The 21,875-nt window shown below is 66.3% G+C and carries 21 protein-coding genes; 3 read left to right on the top strand and 18 right to left on the bottom strand.

Annotated elements, in window-relative coordinates; genetic code table 11:
• Positions 1-374 precede the first annotated feature (374 nt).
• Positions 375-1,091: a haloacid dehalogenase-like hydrolase gene (locus AB0J42_RS35485; RefSeq protein WP_364302494.1), complete on the top strand. Its 717-nt coding sequence runs from the start codon at positions 375-377 to the stop codon at positions 1,089-1,091.
• On the opposite strand, the gene AB0J42_RS35480 is transcribed toward AB0J42_RS35485, so the two are convergent.
• From AB0J42_RS35480 to fxlM, 16 genes are all read right to left on the bottom strand, one after another.
• Entirely contained in the window at positions 1,085-2,230 is a 1,146-nt protein-coding gene (locus AB0J42_RS35480; protein WP_364302492.1) for a hypothetical protein, read from the bottom strand. The genes AB0J42_RS35485 and AB0J42_RS35480 overlap by 7 nt on opposite strands.
• A 359-nt stretch (positions 2,231-2,589) precedes the next feature.
• Entirely contained in the window at positions 2,590-3,615 is a 1,026-nt protein-coding gene (locus tag AB0J42_RS35475; protein ID WP_364302490.1) for a DUF932 domain-containing protein, read from the bottom strand.
• A 78-nt stretch (positions 3,616-3,693) separates the two neighbouring features.
• Complete coding sequence (locus tag AB0J42_RS35470; RefSeq protein WP_364302488.1) at positions 3,694-4,257, bottom strand: hypothetical protein; 564 nt, start codon at positions 4,255-4,257, stop codon at positions 3,694-3,696.
• Positions 4,250-4,798, bottom strand: a complete 549-nt coding sequence (locus AB0J42_RS35465; RefSeq protein ID WP_364302486.1) for a magnesium chelatase domain-containing protein — start codon at positions 4,796-4,798, stop codon at positions 4,250-4,252. The genes AB0J42_RS35470 and AB0J42_RS35465 overlap by 8 nt, the downstream gene beginning before the upstream one ends.
• A gap of 2 nt (positions 4,799-4,800) precedes the next feature.
• Positions 4,801-5,859 (bottom strand): DUF4192 domain-containing protein, encoded by a 1,059-nt coding sequence (locus tag AB0J42_RS35460; protein ID WP_364302484.1) that lies wholly within the window; start codon positions 5,857-5,859, stop codon positions 4,801-4,803.
• Positions 5,860-5,920: 61 nt separating this feature from the next.
• The gene (locus AB0J42_RS35455) at positions 5,921-6,220 is read right to left on the bottom strand and encodes a hypothetical protein (RefSeq protein ID WP_364302482.1); all 300 of its coding nucleotides are present in this window, start codon (positions 6,218-6,220) and stop codon (positions 5,921-5,923) included.
• A gap of 118 nt (positions 6,221-6,338) precedes the next feature.
• A complete protein-coding gene (locus tag AB0J42_RS35450; RefSeq protein WP_364302480.1) occupies positions 6,339-6,737 on the bottom strand; it encodes a hypothetical protein in 399 nt (132 codons plus the stop codon).
• Positions 6,738-7,194: 457 nt separating this feature from the next.
• Positions 7,195-7,938 carry a hypothetical protein gene (locus tag AB0J42_RS35445; protein WP_364302478.1) on the bottom strand — a complete coding sequence of 248 codons (744 nt, stop codon included), beginning with the start codon at positions 7,936-7,938 and terminating at the stop codon, positions 7,195-7,197.
• 506 nt (positions 7,939-8,444) lie between these two features.
• Entirely contained in the window at positions 8,445-8,702 is a 258-nt protein-coding gene (locus AB0J42_RS35440; protein ID WP_364302476.1) for a hypothetical protein, read from the bottom strand.
• A gap of 149 nt (positions 8,703-8,851) precedes the next feature.
• Positions 8,852-9,709, bottom strand: a complete 858-nt coding sequence (locus AB0J42_RS35435; RefSeq protein WP_364302474.1) for a sugar nucleotide-binding protein — start codon at positions 9,707-9,709, stop codon at positions 8,852-8,854.
• 59 nt (positions 9,710-9,768) lie between these two features.
• On the bottom strand, positions 9,769-10,875 hold the full coding sequence (locus tag AB0J42_RS35430; protein WP_364302472.1) for a hypothetical protein: 1,107 nt from the start codon (positions 10,873-10,875) through the stop codon (positions 9,769-9,771).
• Positions 10,872-11,711, bottom strand: a complete 840-nt coding sequence (locus tag AB0J42_RS35425; protein WP_364302470.1) for a thiopeptide-type bacteriocin biosynthesis protein — start codon at positions 11,709-11,711, stop codon at positions 10,872-10,874. The genes AB0J42_RS35430 and AB0J42_RS35425 overlap by 4 nt, the downstream gene beginning before the upstream one ends.
• 15 nt (positions 11,712-11,726) lie before the next feature.
• On the bottom strand, positions 11,727-12,962 hold the full coding sequence (locus AB0J42_RS35420; protein WP_364302467.1) for a lanthionine synthetase C family protein: 1,236 nt from the start codon (positions 12,960-12,962) through the stop codon (positions 11,727-11,729).
• Positions 12,959-16,000 carry a lantibiotic dehydratase gene (locus AB0J42_RS35415; protein WP_364302465.1) on the bottom strand — a complete coding sequence of 1,014 codons (3,042 nt, stop codon included), beginning with the start codon at positions 15,998-16,000 and terminating at the stop codon, positions 12,959-12,961. Before AB0J42_RS35415 ends, AB0J42_RS35420 begins: the two co-directional genes overlap by 4 nt.
• A gap of 106 nt (positions 16,001-16,106) precedes the next feature.
• Entirely contained in the window at positions 16,107-16,298 is a 192-nt protein-coding gene (locus AB0J42_RS35410; RefSeq protein ID WP_364302463.1) for an FxLD family lanthipeptide, read from the bottom strand.
• Between the two features lie 68 nt (positions 16,299-16,366).
• The gene (fxlM, locus tag AB0J42_RS35405; protein ID WP_364302460.1) at positions 16,367-17,731 is read right to left on the bottom strand and encodes a methyltransferase, FxLD system; all 1,365 of its coding nucleotides are present in this window, start codon (positions 17,729-17,731) and stop codon (positions 16,367-16,369) included.
• A 239-nt stretch (positions 17,732-17,970) separates the two neighbouring features.
• Between fxlM and AB0J42_RS35400 the strand changes: the two genes are divergently transcribed.
• Positions 17,971-19,302 (top strand): hypothetical protein, encoded by a 1,332-nt coding sequence (locus AB0J42_RS35400; protein ID WP_364302458.1) that lies wholly within the window; start codon positions 17,971-17,973, stop codon positions 19,300-19,302.
• Here the strand turns inward: AB0J42_RS35400 and AB0J42_RS35395 are convergent.
• Positions 19,299-20,309: an NAD-dependent epimerase/dehydratase family protein gene (locus AB0J42_RS35395; protein ID WP_364302456.1), complete on the bottom strand. Its 1,011-nt coding sequence runs from the start codon at positions 20,307-20,309 to the stop codon at positions 19,299-19,301. The genes AB0J42_RS35400 and AB0J42_RS35395 overlap by 4 nt on opposite strands.
• Positions 20,310-20,525: 216 nt before the next feature.
• Entirely contained in the window at positions 20,526-20,648 is a 123-nt protein-coding gene (locus tag AB0J42_RS35390; protein ID WP_364302454.1) for a hypothetical protein, read from the bottom strand.
• On the opposite strand from AB0J42_RS35390, the gene AB0J42_RS35385 reads away from it, so the two are divergent.
• The gene (locus tag AB0J42_RS35385; RefSeq protein ID WP_364302451.1) at positions 20,649-21,731 is read left to right on the top strand and encodes a hypothetical protein; all 1,083 of its coding nucleotides are present in this window, start codon (positions 20,649-20,651) and stop codon (positions 21,729-21,731) included.
• The last annotated feature ends 144 nt before the right edge of the window (positions 21,732-21,875 follow it).

The following is a 21,875-nucleotide window of genomic DNA, read 5'->3' as shown; positions in this document are numbered from 1 at the left end:
TGAGCAGAACTGCCAAGGCGGCCAGTCCTGGTCGCCGCGGGCGCGGCATCGCGGGCAGCGCACGCTCCCGCGAGGCCGTGAACGGAGTTGACTCGCCCGTGGGACGGAACGGTCTTTCGGTCGTCGACACGATCCGCAAGTCTGCTGGAAGCAACGGGCCTTGACTCTGAGATGGCGGGAGAGGTCAGCAAGAACGTCATCCTCAGGCGTACAAATCTCTACCCACTTTCTGACCCGCTCCGCCGCTCACGCTTCCAGCCTCGGGCTTTCGCGGCGTTCCTCACACGAGTACATGAACAGTCACATTTGACCTGGGGAGATGAGGCCTGCCCATACATGCCGAGACCGCACTGGTTTGGGGCTACGCTCGTACGGTGAGCGCCGGGAAGACCTTGGTCCTGTGGGACATCGACCACACTCTGATCACCATCGGCGGCCTCAGTCAGAATATCTACGCCGACGCCTTCAAGTCTGCGACGGGCCAGGTCATGCGGGAGTTGGCCGACATGACCGGGCGCACCGAACGCGCGATCGCGGCGGACACCCTGCGTCTGCACCACATCGAGGCTTCCGACGAACTGCTGCACTCGTTCGGCCTCGCCCTGGCCGAGTCGTTCCTGACCTTCGAGGAGGAGATCAGGAAACGCGGCCGGGTGCTGGAGGGAGCCACAGAAGCGCTCGCGCGCCTTGCCGACCATCCGGGTGTCGTCCAGTCCGTGCTCACGGGAAACATGGAGCCGATCGCGATCGGCAAGCTCAAGGCGTTCGACCTCGATCGGTTCGTGGACTTCGACGCGGGCGCGTACGGGATGGATCACGAGGAGCGTCCCGAACTCGTACGGCTGGCACAGCTACGGGCCACGGACAAGTACGGGCACGCCTTCGCAGCCGAGAACACCGTGCTCATCGGGGACACCCCGAACGACGTCCTGGCCGGGCACCTCGGCGGTGCCCGGGTCGTCGCCGTCGCCACTGGATCGTGCAGCGCGGACACCCTGCGCGAGGCCGGCGCCGAGCTTGTCCTTACCGATCTCAGCGACACTCAGGCCGTCATCCGCGCCATCCTCGATGTAGCCGACGACGTTCAGTAGGACGACGCCCGTACCTGTTCCGCCAGCTCACGGACCTCCGGAACCTTCTTGTGAACGGACAGGCTGCCCATGAACTCGGTGAACCGCTCCTGCACTCGTGCCGAGCCGATAGCGACCGACATTCGGTGTGCGCTCGCACCGACAGCCGTAGCTTGCGCCACTTCGCCCTTGCTCAGGTAGGCGGCGGCCAGCCGGACCGTGTAGTGGGCCAGGTCTCTGGCGTGCTCCGGCGTTCTCGACCGTACGAGTGAGATCGTGTGCTCGATTTCCGTGATCGCCTCGCCGGGCAGTCCCAGATCCAGAAAGCATGCGCCACGCTGGGCGAGTAGCTCTATCTCGCCGACGTAACCGACCCATCGCGGCTCACTCTCGTCCGCCTCCGCGATGTAGGCCGCTCGCGCCAGGTCGAGGTTGCGCTTGCATGCGTCGGCCTCTCCAAGCCTGGCATGGGCGCGTGCGGCGCGGTTGTGTGCGGTTGCTCGTGCGCGTGGCGACGTGCCCGCGCTGGTGAGATCGACCGCGGTACGCGCCAGAGCGAGCGCCTTGCCAGGCTGGTCGCGGTAGAGGGCATGCAGGCTCATGTAGCCGAGGGCGTGACCGGCCATTGAAAGGTCGTCGGCCTCGTGGGCGGCGTAGATCGTGGCGGTGAGGTATCTGCTGGCCTCGGCGTGTCTGCTCGCGTCGATGGACAGCCATCCTGCGATCTGGGTGAGGCCTGCCATCGCAAGGTACAGTCGACGCCTTTCGTCCGTGTGCAGGCTGGACGAGCTGAACAAGCCCGCCGCTGCTTGTGCATGTTGTGCCACCACCTGACACAGTTCGTTCCCACCGAATTCTGCGTCCAGTCGATAAAGCCGTCCGAGCAATGCTTCGACTGACTCCACGGTAAATCCCGAAGGAACTCCCCCTTTGCCGACGACCGGAGACGTCAGCAGGGAAACTAGCTCGTCTTCCTCGGATATGTCCGCAAAAAGCGCTTTTTCCTCGACTTGCAGAGCCCTGCTGAACAGCAGCCTGTACCGCTCGCTGGGAGTGCTGATCTTGCCGGACTCCCAGCGCCGGATGGAGCGCACAAGCGCCTCGTGATCCGGGAGCGAAGCCGCATCCTCACCTGCGGCCGCACGCAGCTTACGGGCCATCGTGTGCACGTCCCACAGACGCGCCTTACGTTCAGCTCTAATACGCGTCGACCAAGACGCCATCATCGGACATACACCTCCGTACTGCGCCCATAAAAACGATGCTCAGCCCACTGACATTCACAAGGTGGGAGCAAATTTATCGCCAGTCGGTTGACGGCGATACAGGCGGTAACGCATTTTTCGGGGAGATCTCCGCTGGAGATTCTTCCTCGTTCGCCGCTGACGCGGCAAGGGCGCCCTGCGCTTCGTACGCAACTCCGGGCGGGACGACCCGAAACGCCGGTCGATCATCGTTGGTCTCTCTGAATCGGACGGCTCCCACCCACCGAGGCGGGAGCCGGACGGTCAGGGTCAATTCAGGCCACGGTGGTCGTGAGGGGGCGGTCCAGCACCGTGGACAGCGTGCGCAGGGTGCCCTGGTCAAGCTCGTCGATGCCACCGGTCACCGCGCGGAGCATGTTGCGCTCGGCTCGTACGGCACCGCGGATGTTCTGCTCGTGGTGGGTGAAGGTGTTGATTGCCTGGACCACTCCCCAGGCTGTGCCGCGCCAGGGCGCCACGCGCAGATCGTGGTTCCAGAGCTTGGTCAGGGTGTCGCGCTTGTTCTCGGCCATGGTGCGGCTGCGGCCTCGCTGGTCCGGCATCGGCGTGTGGACGTCCAGGAACTTCAGCCACTGCCGGCCGGTGACCTCGACCCGGCACAGGTCCCGTACCGCTGACGAGAACTGGTCGGCCAGGGCGTAGACGATGTTCAGGGCGTCGCGCGCCTCGGCGAGGCGGAGCTTGGAGTACCGGGAGTGCTTGATCTTGACCTGCTGGCCGCGTTCGGCGAGACCGGCGGCCATGGTGTTGTCGCAGACGATGTTGGTCACGGCCCGCTTGAACGTCGTGGCCAGCGACCCGTCGAACGAGGTCGCGGCGAAGAGATGGGGCCGGAACTCGACGCCCTCGGGCGTAACGATGTTGTCGGGGACTTCCACCGATACCCAGGCGACCGCTCCGCCTCTCAGCAGACCGGCGGAGCCGATCGACAGGTCGGCGTCCAGGAGCCGGGAGACGTTGTTGATCAGCCATTCGACGTAGGGGTGCGGTTCGTAGCCGTCGGAGAAGATGCCCATGACGTGCCCGTTGTCGCTGCGCAGGATCGCCTGGCGGTCGGGCACCAGGGCGAGGCCGCCGCGCGGGTCCTCCACGTAGATCGGCCGGGATAGGGCCTGCCAGGCGAAGAGCCGCCGTTTGACGTCGTCGACCGGGATCGGTCCCGGGTAGTGGTTGGGCTCCTCGCCCTGCATGCTGGCGCGGTAGTGCCAGGCGGTTCCTCGCTTGCCGGTGAAGCCGACCAGTGTGTTGGCGTTCAGCCACTCCAGAGACTCCCTGGACATGTGTTCCTCCGTGTTGATGGATATGAGAAAGGCACCGGCTTGTGCCGGTGCCTGCGGGTGTCGGTATTTCAGGCGGGCTCACGTCGAGCGCTGGTGGATCGCGTACGCGACGCGTTCGGTCAGTTCGCGGTCGGCCATGCGGATCTCGATGGAGTTGCTGGTGGTGTCGCCGTAGATCGCGAACGAGCCGGAGGCCGCGCCGTGCCGCCATTGGAGGACGGTCTCCCGGTCGTTCTCGGTGAAAGTCACGCCGGGCAGCAGGGACAGCAGAGTCTCGACCAGCTCGACGCGAGCGGTCTTGTCGGCCGTCTTTCCGTTCTGCCTCTCCCGGCAGGCGGCCAGGTCCCGCAGGTAGCGGGGAAGCAGCTTACGGACGATCTTCTTCGCCACATGCTCCGCGCCGCGGGTCGCCGTCACGGTGATCTGGTGGTTCCGCAGGTCCTTGAACCGGCTCCTGCTTCCGCCGGGGTAGAGGCCGACCACGAGGACGCGTCCCTCGTGTCTCCACAGCGGGTGGACGACGAGCCGCGCGCCATCCGGGCCGACCAGGTAGGCGGGATGGCCGGGCCGGATCTGCGGGGCGAACCCGTCCATGTACGCGGCGATCTGAACCACCAGGTCATCGATTTCGGAGTCAGTCATCGGCCGGTTCCTCCTGTTGAGAGTCCGTTCGGTGCAGCCAGGCGAGTACGTCGGTGAGGTTGGCGGCGGGGATCACCGTGGCTTCGGGAACCCGAGTGGTGATCTCCGAGAAGAAGGCGGGGATCACGACAGTGGTGAGCCCGGCCTGTACGGCGGCGTCGATGGCGGGCAGCACGCCGCGGACCGGCCGGATTGCGCCGTTCAGTCCCAGTTCGCCGAGGAACACCGTCCGGGCCAGCCGCTCCGGCGGGACGTGTCCGGCGACGGCCAGGAAGGCCACCGTCAGGGCGAGATCGGCGGAGCTGTCATAGATCGGCGCGGTTTCCGGGCACACGCTCACCGTGACTCGGGCCTCCGGCCACTCGATGCCGCTGTTGAGTACGGCCGAGCGGATCCGCGCACGGGCCGGCCAGAGGGAGCGTTCCGGAATGCCGATGAGATGGAGTCCTGACGGGCCGGGTGCGGCGTCGGCCTCGATATCCAGGATGTGCGCCCTGTCGCCGATCAGGGCGGCCGAGTGGGTGGAGGCGTAGGCGGTCACGGTCACCATCCCTCAGGAAGGATCGGGCGAGTGCCCTGCGGGCATCGCTCAGCGCTGGCGTCGATTGCCTCCTTCATCTCCATGGAACTCATGCCAGCGATGGCCTCGGGAGGCAGTCCGTGATGCAGAGCCGCACAGATCAGGCTCGCGAGCCGGTAGTCGGGATCGACCGAGAGCGCGCGTTCGGCGGCGATGCGTGCGAGCGCTCCGTCTCCCGTACGCAATGCGACGAACCCCAGCAGGGCCGCGGGCGCTGCGGCGAACTCGGACGGCACGCGGCGAGCGACGTCGGTCCACAGCCGGAGGTGGGTCTCGTCGTCATGATCGCCGAGGAACGTCATAGCCGCGTCACGGACGAGAATCGCGGTGAGCCGCACGCCGAGCGTGGCGACCTCATCGGCGTCCAGGTTCCCGCCTGCCTGGACCCGGTCCAGCGCAGCGGAGATCTGGTCGATGCCCTCTCGGTACCAGTCGTGACCGGTTTCGATCAGAGTTCGGGTCCGCTCACACGCGACCTGGGTGGCGGCCTGTACCCGTTCCCGATCTGGCCCGTCGACCGGTTCCAGCGTCGCCACCAACGTCTCACGGTCGGGAAGCGCTACGAACCCAGCGAGTACGGCGGTGGCCGCGGGCACGCCACTGGATATGTCGAGGGGCGCGCCCTCCGGCGGGCAGCATTGGGTGTCCGTACACGTGTACGACCAGTAGCGTCCCTGGTCGCTGCGTAGCGCGTCCTTGATGCGGATCCCTGCACGGTTCAGGGCTTCCGTGGCGGCATCGACGACCGGTGAGACCCGGTCGCCCGGCCCGTATCCCACCAACACCACCCAGCTGACCTTGTTGCGTATGAGGACGCTGGTCAGGTGATTGGCCAGTTCCGGCGCGTCCGCCGAGTCCTGCGGCAGGTCGAAGCGCAGCACACCGCCGACGGTCGCCTTCTCGGCGTCGATGATGGTGACGACCATGCTCAGCGACGGATGGAACCCCAGCAGGTAGGGCACGACGGAGAGGAGATCGGCCGGGGAGTTGACCTTGATGGTCTGCTCGGAATCGATGGTCATGAACAACCTCCAGACATGAGAAACCCCCGGCGGATCGCCAGGGGTGGACAGGGCAGGGTTTTCAGCAGCGCTCGACCCGGACACCGCCACGCGGGCCGAGGAAGACCCGGCGGGCGGGATAGTCGATCGCTTCGCGGGACCCGTACAGGGTGATCTCGCAGTCCTCACCCACACAGGGAGTGAGGACGTCGGCAGCCTCGCGCTCGACGAACGCGAAGCGTGAGCGCTGCCAGTAGCCGTAGCGGTGGCGCTCGGCCAGCTTGGCCTGGGCGTCCGCCAGGGAGGTGAACTCCTCCAGATCGTTGGGCTCCGGCGGGCCGTATCCGTTGCCGCCGTGCCAGAGTCCGAACCAGACCGCCATAGGTGATCTCCTTTCGGTGAGCCGGTCAGGGAGCGCGCCGTACATGCCGGGAGCAGAGCCGTACGGCGCGCCGCCTGACCAGCTCACGTCCAGTTCCACCAGGTGTTCGGACGGTCCTTCACCAGTGACGGCGGGGCTCCAGATGATGGGACCGCACGGTCGTGCTGGTCGTGTGGATCTCGCAGTCGCAAAAGTCCAGGGCGTCCAGGAAGCACCGGGAACAGCGGATCAGCCGCACGCGTCTTCCAGATGCGCGAATGGTGTGCGTGGCGTCGATCCACAGATGCGTCTTCCGCAGGCAGCCGAGACAGGTGATCGTTTCGGCGTCAGCGGGCATCGGTTTCAGCGCAACCGTCACCACGTACTCGGGATCCCCGGACGGGTCGGCGGCCGGAACCATGGTCGCCGTGTCGGCGCGAATGTCACCGATCGCGGTCACGCGCATCACCCGGCCGCCGGTGGACACCGTCAGACTTCCCACCGCCCAGACCGGGTGGGCGGCAGGATTCACCTCCATCGAGACGCTCCTTTCCGTGGGTGCCCCGCCTGCCGGTCCGCCCGGATGGGATCACGGGCAGCAACGCAGCAGGTTTCGGCATTCGCGCCGCTTTCGCGGAGCGAATTTGCTCTCATATAAATACGGTGGCCGGAACGGCCCGACCGTCCACGCGCGGCAACTTTTCCTTTCGTTTCGCGTACCCGGCGAGTGGTCAGGCCGTTCCGGCTTCCGCTTCCGTAGCTGTTCACGGCGTAATTAAGTGAGGCCGGAGAACAGCGGCGCGAAAGCGACACAGCACCGTTCGCGTCGGGCGCGTATCGGCGAATCTCGCTCTCATATAAATACGGGGGGCGGAACCGTCCAACCGTCCACCCGATTTCAAGATTCTTTCTGCTCGACTCTGTCGAGAAGTGCGCAGCGACGCAATAAGAAAGAGCCCCAGAGAGTCTCTAGGGCTCTTTCTCGCGGGCTTTCGTCAGTCGTCCATGGTTTCGGTGCCACCGTGGACCATGGCGCTTCTCGCGTCGTCAAGGCGCTCCGAGAGCTCCCGCCACTCCGCCCGTGCGGCATCGCGCACCCGGATCACGCTCCGGCGCGACCCGTACGCGCCGCCGTAGCGTGCCTGCGCGATCGTGCTGAGGATGCCCGCGCGTCCCAAGTCGTCGGCCTCTGCGGCCATGTCCATGGCTTCCGCGATGACCGGGAAGTCCTTACCGTCGCCGAACGCCTGCCGGAAGAGAGCGGCGCTGTTCTGTGCCACGCAGAACGCCACGGCGGCGCGCGTGACGTTCTCGGCGTGCGGCAGACCGCGCATGAGCTGGGCGCCGGGCGTGGCGTCGATCTCCCCCGGCGGGACGTCGATCCGGTAGCCGTTCCGCGCGGCAGCGTCCCGCACCGCCCAGCGTCGCAGCGTCGTGCGCGTAATGGTCATCTCGCCGCCGTCGCGCCGGACGTAGACCCATGCGGGCTCGGTGGCTGTGCTTTCCGGTGCCGTCCGGCATGACGTGGTGATGTCCCGCAGACGCTGCGCGAACAGAAGAACGGCGTCCTGGGTGACGTCGTCCGATACGTCGTCTGTGCCGTAGAGGGCGTGGCCCTGCTTGACGATGGTGGCGCTTCCGTCCATGCGCTTCCGGGACCGCGTGGCGTCGACCGTGCGGCAGTATCCGCGCGCCAGCTTCCGAATCTCCATCCAGTCGTCCGGCGTCACGCGTGCCATGTCCTCCGGCGTGAGCCTCTCCCCCGGGACGCTCACGGGAACGCACTTGCCAGGAATTCCGTTCGACACGATTCTTCTCCGATCCGATCTCACGCGATACGCCGTCCGTATCACGCCTTTCTTTTGTCACTTCAATTGAACATCGGAGCGGCAATCAAATCAACGACATCCCGCGTTTCTTTACCACGTTTTCCCAGGTCAATCAGGCAACCAGAGAGCGTCGCACCGCTATTCGGAAAGCGGAAGTATGAGACAATAGGGTGCGGACAATAAAAGCCGTAACCGTGAATACACTGAATGGAATGCGATTAATTTAGTGAAGGAGATAATGACCCAGCCCACCCCTGCCTACGATCGTGAGGGCTACCGCCTGTCAGTCGGGCCGGCGACCGGCCGGGGGCACCACAAGCTGACCTGGGATGAGTGAGTCATCTCCTTGACCACTCTCAGCCGGCCGTCCATCGGCCTACGATCGGTCACTCCGTTGGCCGTGCTTCCTGACGGAATCAATTCCCCAGGAGGCGGGTCCAGAGGAGCTCCGCCTCGACGGACGACATCTCGATCGTTTCGCTCACCACTGCCGGGCCAGCGTCGCGGACTGTCCGCCGGATGAACCAGAGTCCGCCCGCCTGGCACAGGTCATAGTGACCCGAATGCCTCCTCACCCTGACCCGGCTGCTCCTGGGCGTCGGCTTCCTCCACGCGACATCCTCAGCAGCGATCGATACGACATGCGGGTCGTGAAAGGTCTCGGGGAAGGTCACGTACGACTCCTGAAAGTGCAGGCACAAGGCTGATGGTCACCTTCAGTAGATAGGCGAAGCACGGAGCGGCGCAGGATGGCAATTCCGGTCACGCCAGGACACGACCAACCACCAGTTCATCGCCGCGACCACAAGCATCGACGAGCTGGTCACGCTCCATCTGCAGGCAGGGCTGGACCACGCTCACCGTTACTCAGAAACTGCCGCGCGCCGCGTAGCTCCGTCCGTAGCCGCCGCTGGGTCAGGGCGCATTCCAGGCGGACGTCCATCGGGCCGGGCAGTCCGGCGTCCGCCCGCAGTCCAGACGGCAGAAGGCGGGCGTCAAGGCCATCGCGCTGGGCGATGAGCAGCCCGAGTTCGTATCGGCTCACGGAATCGGCTCCTGCGACATGGTGGACACCGCGATATTCGGACGCGGCGAGTTCCAGAAGCGCCGCCGCGAGGTCGGCAACGTGGACGGGGCATCGCACGTCATCCGTGAACAGCACTCCGCTCGACCCGCGGGTGGCCAGTGCGTGCACCCGAGCCTCGTGCGGGGAATCACTGTCACCGATGATGAGCGACGTCCGGGCGATGACCGCGCTGGGCGAGACGGCACCCACCGCCGTCTCGGCGGCTGCCTTCGCCGCACCGTACGGTGTGATCGGATCTGGGACGCTGGTCTCGTCGTAGTGGATGGCGGTACCGGAGAAGACCGCATCACTCGACACCTGCACCAGGCGGCTGTCTGTCTGCGAGGCGGCGAGGGCCACGTTCGCAGCGCCGACCGCGGTGGTCGTCCAGTCAGCCTGACGGTAGGCGGCGTTGACGATCAGCTCGGGACGCATCGAACTGATCAACGCAAGAACATCCTCTTGCCGGCGCACGTCGAGCGGCGACCACGCCATGCCTCCGGTCTCGCCCTGACGCGTCAAGTAGGTCGCGACGACCTCGTACCCTCCCGCCAGACATTGCCGAGCGAGCTCTCTGCCGAGGAGGCCGCTACCGCCGACGATGAGGGCCTTCATAACCGGTCACCATAGTTGGCCTGCGACCGAATGACAGGTGGCCGGTTTCGCCTGGCTGTCTACACGGGCGCGCGGAGGTCGGTTCCGATCGCGGCCTCGCTCAGTTCCACGGCTGTGAGGAGGTCCGCCATCAGCGGATCCGGGATGGCGCCTTGTCCGAGCCCGGCTTCCTTCATGACCGAGGCTAGGGCCTGCTCCTCGGCCGCGCCGAGCATCTCCCTGGCCTGATCGTGCGCCAGAACTTCCCGAGCGGCGTAGCCGTCTGCCATCGCGAGGACATCGCCGATCAGGGAGCTGTGTACGTAGCCGGCCTGGGATCGGTCGAGGTCAATGACGGTCAGGCCGAGGCGCGTACGGAAGATCAACAATTCTGCCGAGCGGTCAACGTCGTGACAGTACCGACGGACAGCGGCGAAAGCGTCATCGGACGAGCATCCGGCCACCCGCCTGCACAGAGCGCTCAGGCAATCCGCAACCGCGTGTTCCCACGGCTGAGACAACGTGCTGCCCACCACGAGCGACGCGGCGGTGTCGGTGTGGCCGGCAAGGCAGTGCGCCACGATGGCGGCCTGGCGGCCGTCCAGAAGCCGCTGGCCGACACCCCGATACTGCTCGGCGTGGGCAACCGCTCGATGCCATCGGCCCTCGCTGATGAGCGCCCGAGTGCCTTCCGCCAGGAAGACACCCCAGAGCCACTGGAGGACGGTGCGGAGATCGTCAGGCGTGCGAGTGAAGGCGTCGAAGGACACCCGGTGGCCGTCGATGTCGGCTTCGTTGCCATTGCTGACGGCGTGGAAGAGGGTGTCGAGCAGGTGGTAGCCGCGGGTGCCGTCGTGGACGCGGATGGCCACCCGAGCGAGGTTGACGAGGGGCTCCAAGGCATGGCGTGCTTCGCGTGCCCCGAGCGGCCGGGCGGACAGGTAGGCGGTGAAGTGCCGCCAACACAGCGATCGGGCCGTGGTCGGGATGCCGCAGTCGCTCGCGATCAGTGCCGCCTTGTTCAGCGCTTGTGCGGCGAGCGTGAGGTGGTCGGGGGCTGAGCGCTGGCTGGCTGCGTAGGCGAGGTCACGCACCTCGGCGATGCGGGCCTTGAGAGGCAGGCACGCCGGCCGGGGGCGGGCGACCAGAGGAAAGCGCCGTGCGATCTGCTGAAGCGAGTCGTTCATGTTCTTTCGTTCCTCGTTTCGTCCGCGACCTGGACGGTGGGGTCGCTCCCGAACACGACCTTCTTCGCGGTGTGGGCTAGGACGGCCTGGGTCGTGTAGGGCAGGCCGAGCCGGTTCCATGCGAAGACGACGTGGTGGGCCAGGACGGCGCGTAACCCTCGGTGTAGCCGCCCATCGGCTGCAAGCCCGGCCAGTTCTCGGCCCGCAGTAGCGAAAGCCGCTGACCACGTGGCGGCGAACGCCAGAGGTGTGCCGTCGCGCATGGTGGCGTCCACGCTCATCAGCCGCCGCACGTTCGTCTCCAGCGCGTGCCTCCGATCCGGGGGTCCCTGGTCCGGTAAGCCACGGTGGGCGGCGATCTGGGCCCACACGTCGCCCTGCTCGTACCAGTCCAGTCCTGCTGCGCGGAGCAAGGTGGTGCAGAGCAGGATCGACAGCTCGCGGCGGTGTTCGGTGTCCGGACGACTGGCGGTGTCAGCAAGGTAGGTGAGTAGGTGTCGACTGTCCGCGTGGAAGAGGCGGTGGGCCGTCGTCATCCCGTCAGCGCCGCCGAACGCGAGCGATTCGGGCTCGTACACGACCTCGGTCACAGCGTCGATCTGGCACTCGCGCGTGAGATCGCCCAGGTGGCGGAGGACGCAAGCCTGGGCTCTCTCGTCTCGAGGGAGGTAGCGGACGCGCCAGCAGGGTGCCTTCCGGATGAAGAACCAGGACGCGACGAGCCGTTTGGTCTCGGCCGCGAACAACAGCGGGGCGAGGTGGATCACGGCTGTGCGCTCTGCTTCGGCCCAGTCGGGGAAGGCAAGGTTGGCTTGGCGCCACGGGGAGGAGTTCATGCAGGTCGTCTCTGGTCAGGACAAGAGCAGGAAGGCGTCCCAGCCCGAGGCCGGGGCGACACCGGTGCCGATGGTGTGCAGGGCGAGCGCGACGCCCGCGGATCCATCCAGGAGTTCGAAGCTGTCCGCTGGGTGGGACATCTGCGTGATGAGACGGTCTGCCAACCCGGGTAGCTCATCGGCGATCCCAGAGCTGGGAGCGTCAGCGGCCATGCGCCATGCGGCCTGGAGCAGCCCGGCCATCCCGTGACACAGCCCGAACTCCGGAAGCCGATCGAGCTGAGCGGGGTCGCGAAGGGTGGCCAGCATCGCTTCTTCGGCGGTCTGCCGCCGTAGGGCGTCGCCGAGCGCCAGGCCCGCCAGCTGCTGCGCGCGGGCCGTTCCGCTGACCCCGTAGCACCATGATGGCCGAGGCCGTAGCGACGGTTCGATGTGCTCAGCCCGCACCTGGTCTACGGTGACCAGACCGGGCCACCAGGGGCTTCCACTGTCCTCCTGACGCCACAGGTCCGTCCACGCACAGACCCGTTCGATGGCTTCCTTCACACCGGCGACCGGCACGTTGCGCAGCACGGCCAGGGACAGCAGCGCCAGGGCGGATCCGATGCCGTGAGACAGGCCGAGGTTGCCGTGTCCGTGTGGGTAGTCCGAGCTGGGCTCGCCGTTGGGCGCGACGTCCGTCCACCATCCCGGCAGGTCACCCTCGGCGGGCAGCGGTTCGGTGAGACGGGCCAGGTAGGACAGCACGTCGCTGGTGATCCGGCGCTCCGGGTGACGCTTCAGGTGGTAGACGCCCAGGCCGGTCAGTCCCCGGATCAGGTCGAACTCCTTCATCGGAGGTCGCCGGCCGCGGTCGATACGCGCATGAGCCCCGATCAGGCGGGCGCGGGTGATCGCCACGACCATGTCGTCCAGGTGGTCCAGAGCACGTCGGTAGGCACCGGACGAGCCTGCGGCGGCGTCCGTGACGAAGGCCAGGGCTGGAGCGCCGAAGAACAAGCCGGCGTTGGCCGCGGCCGTCAACGTGCCGGAGGCGGCCACCTTGAGCCAAGCGTGAGCGGTGCGAGGATCGCCGTGGCCGACATGGGCGCGCTCGATGTGGAGTAGGGCGATGCCCGCTGCGCCGCCAGCCAGAGATTGCGGCCAAGACCGCCCGGCCTTCGGTGGCGCGGCGGCCCACGGCCGTGGGTCCGTCAGCGCTGCGGCGATGGCGTCGGCCGCGGCCAGCGCGTCATGGAGCGGCTCGGTCATGGTTTGCTCCTCGTACGGGCGGTCCAGCTCAGGGCAGCTGCTCGGGCCAGATGCAGGCACGCCCGCTCGCTGGTCAGCGAGGTCCCGGCCATGCGTACGTGGTGAAGGTGCAGCAGATCGGGCAGCACGGTGGCGGGAAGCGAGCCTGCTTTGATCAAGGCGCTGCTGTAGGCGGTCAGCGTCTTCCGCCGCAACGTCCAGCAGGACAGAACGTGCTCGCCTAACGGTTGCGCGGCCAAGGCGCTGTGCTCGTACGGGCTGGCCAATCTGAGGGCTTGGTCGTAGAGGGCGCGGTCGGGTGCGGAAGCGTCGGTTCGAGCGTGGTCGATCAGCCAGCTCATCGCCGTGGCGGCGTCACCGAGGAAGGCGATGGCGAGGTCGAGCATGCTGGCCGCGATCAGGGCGTGCAGACGGGGACCGTCCGTGGACGTGACAGTGCGCAGCTGCGCGAGAGCGGCGGCCGAGTCCGCGGCGAAGAACGCCTCTGCCGTCGCCATCGCAGCGCTGCCTCCGAAGCGCGCGGTCTCGGGGAAGTAGGTGTCCCATTGCACGTGGGCCATCAGACCGGCACGGCGCAGCTCCTCGCTCCACGTGGTGACCTGGGTGACCGTGGCGGCGAAGGCATCGATGGGAACGGTGAGGCGGAGACGTAGATGTTGGTGCGGGTCCTGGTAGCGCAGGAACCACCAGCGCGACTGGCTGCCCAGCCTTTCGATCAACCGAGGTAGGTGGCGCGTGAGGATGGCGTCGTGGCGGTCCGGGTGGCCATAGAGCTTGAGGGTGAGCCGTCCTCCCTGGCCGGGAAGGTGTCCGTGGTCGCGGGTGGTCACCTCCGTAGGTAGCCGGGGCGGTTCGGCTTGTCGGCTCGCCGCGAGAGGTATCACGATCTCGTGGGAGTGGCCGCCGAGCCATCCGGCCGCCTCGGAGGTGGGTGCGGTATGCAGCACCGCAGTGCCGAGGCGTTCCACCTGGGCGCGGAGAAGGGCGCGGTGCGCGGGCTCGAAGAGGTCCAGGCGGATGCGCTGGTCGCCCTCACCGGCGCTGATCAGCCGTGGCAAGGCGACCCGATCTTGCCATCTCGTCAGAGCGCTTTCCCATTCCCTCCAACTGGCGGACGAACCAGGCAGGTCGGCTGCGGTGAGTCTCCAGCGGGCGGGCGAGATGATCGTTCGTCCGTAGCGCAGGGCCGGCAGAAAGGGCAGTGCACTGGCGGTGCCCCAGTCGAAGCCCGCGCACGGGACACGCAGTGCATGCGAAGCCTCGAGGAGGAACCGCGCCAGTGGGTGCATGTACTGATTCGGGTTCACCGCGTTGAGGATCACCGGCTCGACGACGCGGCGGCGCGACAACGATACGAGGTAGATGCCGTGCAGGTCGGCGGTGACGGCGATGTCGTCCGGGGCGACCGATCGCGCACCGGGGTAGTCGCCTACCGGCAGCACGTGCTCCAGTACCTGCGGGACGCGGGCGACGTTCTCGGTGTTGATATACGGCACGGATGCCGAGACCTGGACCGCGAGCGCACCCCGGATGCCCGTGGGCAGGTTCGCGTACGAGGTGCGCAGCCGCCCGTCGAACAGGTCTAGGAACCGACCGGTGGTGGTGCCGGCCGCGCGCGATACCCCGGTGACGGCCAACGTGAAGTGCCCATCGGCCAACGCCTGAGCGGTGGGTGCGTCGATCCGTACGGTCAACTCGGTGGTGGGCTGAACCGGCGCGTCGGCAGCCACCACAGTGAGGTCATCGATCATGTCGTCGTCGAGCACGATTTCGCACTGGCGGCGTGTGGCCGCGTTGCATGCCAGAGCCAGCAACTTGCGATCTCGATCGGTCACGGCACCAGCCGCCGAGCCCATGCCGTTGTACCCGGCCGGGTAGCCGAGGCCAATGTCGGCATCAACCGCACCGAGAACCGGGACCAGAGCGCGCGGGCCGTAGCGGTCGAGGAACCGCTCGTGCCAGGCGATCCAGCCGGTGTTGAGTGCGGGACGTCGGGCCAGGCGGACGAGCGAGGCCGCTGCGGTGGCCGCCTCTGCCGCCACGGTGGCCGGGATCGTCACCTCCCACCCCAGGCGCAGATCGATGGCAAGCGGCGGCCGTGAGGTGCGATGGAGGTCCGCCATCACGTCCGCAGCGCGTGCCAGGCGATCGCCTGCGGCAGCGGGCGCGCGGTTGTGCTCGTCGAGCTCCTCCTTGATGGCGCGCAGGCCTTTCACGGTCTCGGCGACGTCGCCGATGTTCTCGGCATCCGCTGCCTCCAGCTCCCGTACGAGGTGACCGAGCGGATCGCTGCCCGTCATCGACGGACGCAGGCTGGTGAGCAGGAAGCGTTCCGCCACCAACTCGGCCACGAGCTTGTCGACAGCACCTTCGGGTGTCTGAGGAGCGGCTGCGGAAAGCCGGTCCACCAGCTCCGTCACGGACACAGGGTGACGCGCCAACCGGATGGCCGCCCGCACCGGCCCGGTAAGACGCACGCTCACGTGCTCGGGCGCCCCACCGACCACGGCACTGGCACGGTGTTCGAGCACCAAGTGACCGTCCCGTTCGAACGCGAGGTTGTTGGCCACCACCATCACTCGCCGCAGCAGCACCCCACCGCCTTCCAGCCTCCGGAGGACAGCAGAGAGCCATTCCGCCGTGACGCGGGCGACCGGCCGGTGCGCTTCGTCGACGCGAACGGTCGGCACGTCCCCATCGATGCTGATACGGACCGGAGCCACACCTGCGAACAGGCCGAACGGCGTCGCCCGGCCCGAGGCCCGCAGCAGATAGCGCATCACGGCAAGCACCGCGCGGCGCACGACAGGGTCAGGCAGCTGCCGTCCGCCGCGGACCTCACGCACTCGCCGCACCAGATCCGGACTGGCCTGCTCCACAGCAGCCGCGAAGCCCGGCAGTTCCCACACGCTCGTCAGCCACGCCCGCCAGGGCTCGCGGCCCGCTCTCGGCCCGGTCAGGTCAGGCCAGGAATCCACCTGCTGACCCAGCGGCCAGGCGGGCGCGCGCAGCACAGCGGCATCGAAGTAGTGATACATCTACTGCTCCCGTATCGGGCGGTACCTGGCCGGCGGAGCCACACCGGCCAGGAACCGCATCAGGCGACGTACGCCGACAGGCTCGCTCTCGCGCCTGCGGAGTCGCCTACGGACAGCTCGTACACGCGCTCTGGCATGTCGAGCCGCAGCCGTCGTCGGTCATCCTGATCAGCTGCTCGGCGGCCACACCGGACTCGACGATGGACACGTCCAAGTCCCAGTCGTCCCAGCCTCCGACTCCCTGCTGATCTTGTACGGATGCGCCCGCAATCGACGGCCCGTCAAGGTGAATGGACATGAGTGAACCTCCTTCGTAGTGGCGAGTGGGATTCCCCGGCGCTTCCCGGTCATCGGGAGCCCGGTGGTCTACGACCAGGAGACGACGACGGCCCCGTGCCGCTTGGGGATGAACCCGGTGGAGGGTGCCGACGCCTGGGCTGTCTTCGGGATGTACCGAATGCACGCGGCACCGCGGCGGTGATGCCGGTCCGCCCAGCGACGCAGCAACTCCACGTACCGGGTCGCGACCTTGTCCGCGGAAAACCCGTGAGCGTAGACACCGCTCTCGAACCCGCCCGTCTCCTCGTTCTGCCGCCTTGTCCGGTAGGCGAAGCTGTCACCGCTGATCAGGACGGGCACTCCCCTGCTTGCCGAGGGCGGGAGCAACTCCTGGGCGATGTGCTTTTCGTCCGCGTGCAGTATCGCCATGTCCGGGTCGTTGGTGAGCAGGAACAGCTCCACCTCGTCCGGCATGTCGAATGCCCGCCCGGACCAGCGTTCGATCCTCGGCAGGTGCAACGCCGTACGCAGCGCCGCCTCATCGATCTGCCGGGCTTCGTCGTCAAGGCGCAGCACCACCCCGTCGTCGAGTGAGACGCGCCGTTCGGTGTGAGAGCCGGTCCCCTGGAAGGGCACGAAGCCGCACAAGCGGTAGCTCCGGCTGACCAACGCCTCGCCGTCGCGGTCGAACGCGATCGACCGGGTCGCCCCTTTCAGCCGAAGCGGCACGACGATCCGGCCATCGTCGGCGAGCTGCTCCAGCCACGCCGGCGGGATGTCCCAGCTCCCCGCCGTCACGAGGATCCTGTCGTACGGCGCGGTCCCTGGCACCCCCTCTTCGGCGTCGGCCAGCACCACGGTCACACGGTCGTAGCCGGCCGCATGGAGACAGGTGCGGGCGCGCTCCACGATCTCCTCGTCGATGTCCATTGAGACGACGTGTCCGCTCTCGCTGACGAGCTCGGCCATCAGAGCGGCGTTGTAGCCGCCGGATCCGATCTCCAGCACGCGCATCCCAGGTTCGATCTCGGCCTGTTCCAGCATGACGGCCTGGATGTGGGCGGCGGAGAGGGAGCTCAGGGCCATGCCGTTGCCGTCGCGCTTGACCACGACGGGGTTGTTCGCCGCATAGGCCGACTCCAGCGGCTCGTCCGGTACGAACAGGTGGCGGGGCACGGCGGCCATGGCTGCCGCCACCGACTTGGACCGGATGGCTTCCATGTCGCACAGCTCGTCGACCATGCCTTCCCTCAGCTTGGCGGCCCGAGCATCGTCGGTGGTCACGTCGGTCACAGTGATCCCTTCTTTGTTCTTGGCTGGTCGATGCTCCCCGCTCGCCCTCGGTGCCGAAGGAGCGCAGCGCCGCTCGTCCTCTGAAGCATCGGCGGGAACCCCGTGCTGCTTTTTCTGCAAGAGCGCGACCAGCACGGCGAGTGCGACGCCGGCATCCATGGCATGACCTTCAAACAGGAGGTGTACGGGTTGGCGTGAGCATCGTTGCTCGCCCGCCGGGGACATCTCTACGAGCCGGGCGGGGCCATCTTGGACATCTCCCGGCGCTTCGCCGGACTTGTCTGGACTTCTAGGCCGCGCTCGTTTACGGCTTCCTTCTCACCGCCCCGATGTTGGCTCTACCGTGAGTGCAGGAGCTGTCGCATCCGGCAGGAAGGGCCAGCAGCATGGGTGCCACTGTGCTGAGGCAACTCGCTCAATCCAAAGGGCTGCTGCCCTACCGCATGTTCCTCCGCGCCTACCAGGACAGCGCGGAGAGCCTGGGCTACGGCCGCCTTCACGTCGGCCCCCGTACCTGGAAGCGGTGGCTGGCAGGCGATGTCCGGAGCAAGCCGTACGCCACCTCGTGCCAAGTGCTCCAGACCATGTTCGGCCGACCGGCTGACGAGCTCTTCGCGCTGGCCGGCACCACCGACGGCGCCCATCAGGTCGGCCCGCTACTCGAAGCCCACGGGGGGATGTACGAGATGATGATGGACGCCGCCGGCCGGTCGAGAGATGCCGCAGGCGAGGCGGAACGCGAACTCGGCCAGGCAGCCTTGGAGGCCGCCCAGGACGACATCGTCGACCTGGCCCGCTCCTACCTCCTGCGGTCACCGATGGAGATGTTCCCGAAGCTGGCCGCCAAGCGGGACGAGATCATCTCCATGCGCGAGGAGACCCGCAAGCCCGCTCAACTAGGGGAACTCAACTTCCTCGCGGGCGTGGCGAGTTGCCTGCTGGCCGAGGCGTGCGTCGATCTGGGAGAGACCAGGCACGCGAACGAGCACGCGCGGGCCGCTTGGTCGTACGCGAACTCCATCGATCACATGCCGCTCGCGGTGTGGGCGCGCGGCATGATGGCCACCAGCGCCTACTGGGCCGGTCGGCCCCGCGACGCCGTCAACGCCATCGGCCGGGCGGCGCAGCACGGTCCGGTCGGCATCTCCGCCTCACGCGTCCACAGCATCGAAGCTCGCGCCTGGTCTCACATGGGCGACAAGGACCGGACGGTGGCGGCCATTCACGCGGCCATGGACGCCCGCGCCGCGGATCAAGGCCATGTCGACGAGTTGCAGACCATCGGCGGCGTGTTCGACTGGGACCCGGTCCGCGAGCAGCGCTGCTACTCCTCGGCTCTTCTGCAGCTGCTCCAGGTGCGCGGCGGCGACTTCGATCCCGCGGCCGTCCGCGACTTCACCGGCCAGGTGCTCGCCCACACCCGCCAAGCACTCGACGACGCCCTCGCCCTGCCCGTCGACCAGCGATCGGCAACAGTGGAAGCCACGATCCGGACGGAGATGACCACCGCCTTCGTCATCCTCGGCGACATGCTCAACGCCCGCCAGACCCTCAACGACGTCCTGAGTCTGCCCGCGAACATGAGGACGTTCCCCGTGCTGCACCGGCTCAACGGCCTGACCTCTCAACTGGCCAAGGCGCAGCCCGCGCGGCAGGTACGCGGGCTCAGCGACGAGCTCACCGAGTTCATCCAGAGCAGCACGGTGCGTGCCCTGCCGCCCGGCTCCTAACGAGTCCTGCGCGAGTCCCACGCCGCCAGGACGGCCGCTTCCCGCTCGGGACTGATGCCCAGCTCGGCCGCACGCTCGTGCACGGGTTGAGGGCCTGCCTTGCTCAGCCACTCCCAGGTGTCGATCACGGTGTCGGTGAGCGGGCGGCACGTCAACCCAGCCGCACGAGCTCGAGGCGAGTCCACCTTCCACGTTCCAGGGTAAGGCCGCCACAACGGCAACTCCGTCCACTCCCTCACGCCCTGACTAATGAGAAAGTCGTGGTCAACCCACTCCAGCTCGGCGGGACCTCCGGTGGCCTGCCGACAGGCATCCAGCAACCCACCGAACGTCGCCGAACCGATCGGCGCGGTCAGATTGAACGAGCCCGCGAGCTGCTGCTCAACCACGTCAAGCGTGAACGCCGCGACGTCGCGGACATCGATCGGCTGGATCGGCCAATCCGGGAATCCGGGGGCGAGCACACGACCGCCGCCAGCGATGCGACGCAGCCACCAAGGGATGCGGCCGACATACTCGTGCGGGCCGATGATGACACCGGGCCGAAGGATGGTGGCACGGTCGCCAAACATGCTGGTGACAGCCTGTTCACAACCAACCTTCTCGCGGCCGTACTGGTCAGCGCTGGACTCGCCAGGAGGTCCGTACGGCAGGTACGACCGGATGGGAGAGGAGTCGTCGAGCGGCTGTGTCGGCCAACCCTGGTAGACATTGACCGTGGACACGTAGACATATCGATCAACTTCACTGGCCAACACCCGCGCCGACCGCTCAACCAGGCCTGGGGTCATCCCGGATGTATCGATCACCACATCCCACGGGCCCATGGCCGCGAGATCGGCCATGTCGCGATCATTGGCGCGGTCGCCGCGGTGCGGCGCAGCCTCAGGGACGACGCTGCCGGACTTGCCCCGGGTGAAGGTGACCACATTGTGGTCTCGTTCAAGGGCTTGCTCGATCAGCGCCCGGCCAAGGAACCACCCACCGCCGAGAATCAGTAATCGCATGGCACCGATCCTGGCGCACAACGTCGAGATCAGGAAGGGTGTCGTAGCGGCGGAATGCCAGGGCGCGACGGATCGTCAATTCTCAAGTACGCTTTACACCTGGCCAGAATCCGACTAATTGAAGAAAGATACACGACTCTCGCCGGGCATTGGCTGATGAGAGCGACGAAAGTACAAATACCCGGCCTGCCGCAGCCTACATGAAAGCAATTCACCCTACAGCATGTACTTACGTGGACATTTGGGGGCAATTGCAGCTTCGGCGTCATTCGTATCACATATCGAAATCAATTCTGCAACAGCAACATCCAGCACCAAATCTTGCAGTAAGATCACCACGTGGGAATCGTGAAGTTCTCCAGGTATGAATGGACGCCCTCCTTGAGCGGCCAGGACAGCGTTCAACGACGCGAGACCCTAGATCTCGCAGTAAGTCTGGCCCGTGTCGTACTGGTCAATGGACTAGCTTCCATCGCTGGAAGTTCTCACGGATCCTTTGACTCCCTACGGCTTGAATCCCAACTGCTCGCCACGGCGCTCGATAATACCCGAATGGACGGTAGATATGCACTACACAGAACGAGGGCATTCGACTGTTCATCGCTTCACATCAAGTCGTTTATTATTACCGCTGCAGGACTAGGTCTACTGACAGCCAGCCTAGAGAGCTTGATTATCCAAGACAAGATCAAGCCACTACAGATCCAGCATTTCGATCTCATGCCTGCTACTACCCCACGCGGACCCAGGGGAGGCAATTCCAGGCCGGACCTACTAGTAAACCTACCCAATTACCGTGAATTGATCGGCGAAGCCAAGGGGAGAAGGAACGGCTCCGGACGGACTACAAAGGAAGTGCGGAAGTTCCTTAGAAAGCTACACGTCTGGGCATCTCATAATTGGCACGAGAAATGTGCACTGGCACTAAGTTGGGCCTCGATCCTAGAGGACAGAACTATCGTGAATTTCTATCACACAGATCCAAATAGTGATCTTGAGCCCGTCCCGGAAGAGCCCCTAGATCAGTACCCGTCCTTCGAAGAGGCCTCACCAGAGTATACGACAGAAGCCCCTCCTCATTTCGCGGTGCCTGACCTGCAGCAGGAATGGGAAAGGATAGTAAACACACTCACAGAGCCGACGCCTGTTCAATTCTATGAGGATCCTCTTTACTGGAGTGCGCCGAGCCCACCTCCAGAGGATCGCTTTCTCGCAGAGATTCCCATACGTGGAGCATGGTCGCCGCTCGGAGCAGATGGGCGCTCGATGTTCGTGGGCGTTTTCGAGCGAGCACCTGAAGGTGAGTCGCTTGAGCAGATACAAGAAGCATACATATCCTCTCTTCGAGATAACGTTACCGCTCCTTTGGATATCGCGGCTCAAGCCTGCGTTCCGCAGATGTGTAGCGAGAAAAGCACATGAATCAGGGGCGTGAGCTGGGGAAACGTGTGCGGGCACGCTGGCGCGGCGTGTCACTAGGCGCTGGCGTTGTGCCTGGTCAGGCGTCTGTGGTGGGTGTGGCTTCGACGATCTTCTTCGGTGTCGGGATGTCGAGTTTGGCCAGGA

The sequence above is a fragment of the Nonomuraea sp. NPDC049649 genome, assembly GCF_040675175.1.
Classification (GTDB): Bacteria; Actinomycetota; Actinomycetes; order Streptosporangiales; family Streptosporangiaceae; genus Nonomuraea.
This window is presented reverse-complemented; position numbering and strand designations above follow the sequence as displayed.